1 protein-coding gene is annotated in these 1448 nt (G+C 63.1%); it reads left to right on the forward strand.

The window, feature by feature from the left end; all coding sequences use genetic code 11:
- Window positions 1-151: 151 nt before the first annotated feature.
- Window positions 152-1448: IncP-type conjugal transfer protein TraG (traG, locus tag NTCA1_RS28270; protein WP_159832495.1), on the forward strand; the 1297-nt coding region annotated here is incomplete at its 3' end.

Consider the following 1448-nt stretch of genomic DNA (forward strand, 5'->3'; position numbering starts at 1 on the left):
CCGCGCTGTTCCGCGCTGTTCCGCGCTGTTCCGCGCTGTTCCGCGCTGTTCCGCGCTGTTCAACGCCGTTCAGCGCACTTCCCGTTTCCTGGTCAATAGCCGAGCCTGACCCCGTCGACACCGATCGCCATCGGTCGACGGGAGATGCTCCGTGACGCCAACCAAACTCCTTATCGGCCAGATTGCTGTCGTTTTCGCGATCATGCTCGCGGGGCTGTGGCTGGCGACGCAGTGGGCAGCTTCGATGCTGGCCTACCAGCCCGAGCTTGGGACGGCGTGGTTCAGCATCGGTGGGCTTCCGGTCTATCATCCGTGGGCGCTGTTCTGGTGGTGGTATTCCTACGACGCTTATGCGCCTGAGGTTTTCGACAAGGCAGGCATACTGGCCGGCGTTAGCGGATTCCTCGGCTGCGGCTCGGCGGTGGTCGGATCGCTATGGCGCGCGCGACAGAAGGGCAAGGTGACCACTTACGGCTCGGCGCGCTGGGCAAGCCAGCGCGAGGTCGCCAAGGCAGGTTTGCTGCAACCGACCGGCGTTATGCTCGGATCTCTGCGTGGCAATTACCTTCGCCACGACGGCCCGGAACACGTCATGGCCTTTGCACCGACGCGCTCCGGCAAAGGCGTGGGTCTGGTCGTGCCGACACTCCTGTCCTGGACCGGCTCTGCGGTCATCCATGACATCAAGGGCGAGAACTGGGCGCTGACATCCGGCTGGCGCTCGCGCTTTTCGCATTGCCTGCTGTTCAATCCGACGGATGCCAGCTCGGCCAAATACAATCCGCTGCTGGAAGTGCGCCGCGGCGCCAACGAAGTGCGCGACGTTCAGAACATCGCCGATATCCTGGTCGATCCCGAAGGCGCGCTCGAACGACGCAGCCATTGGGAAAAGACCAGCCATTCGCTGCTGGTCGGCGCCATCCTCCACGTTCTCTACGCTGAGGAAGAGAAGACTCTCGCCCGGGTCGCCACCTTCCTGTCCGATCCGCAGCGCTCTTTCGTGGCGACCTTGCGCGCGATGCTGTCCACCAACCATCTTGGCAATGCCGAGCAGCCAACAGTCCATCCGGTTGTTGCCTCCGCCGCCCGGGAACTGCTGAACAAAAGCGAGAACGAGCGCTCAGGTGTGCTGTCGACGGCGATGTCGTTTCTTGGGCTTTACCGCGATCCGACAGTTGCCGAAGTCACCTCGCGTTGCGACTGGCGGATCGCCGATCTCATGGAGGCGAAGCAGCCGTGCTCGCTCTACCTAGTAATCCCGCCCTCGGACATCAGCCGCACCAAGCCGCTGGTTCGTCTGGTCCTCAACCAGATCGGCCGCCGGCTCACCGAGCATCTCGATCAATCCGGAGAAAGTCGCCGGCACCAATTGCTGATGATGCTCGATGAATTCCCCGCGCTCGGCCGCCTCGACTTTTTCGAGACCAGCCTCGCCTTCATGGCCGGCT

It is taken from the genome of Novosphingobium sp. TCA1, assembly GCF_009811895.1.
GTDB lineage: Bacteria > Pseudomonadota > Alphaproteobacteria > Sphingomonadales > Sphingomonadaceae > Novosphingobium > Novosphingobium panipatense_A.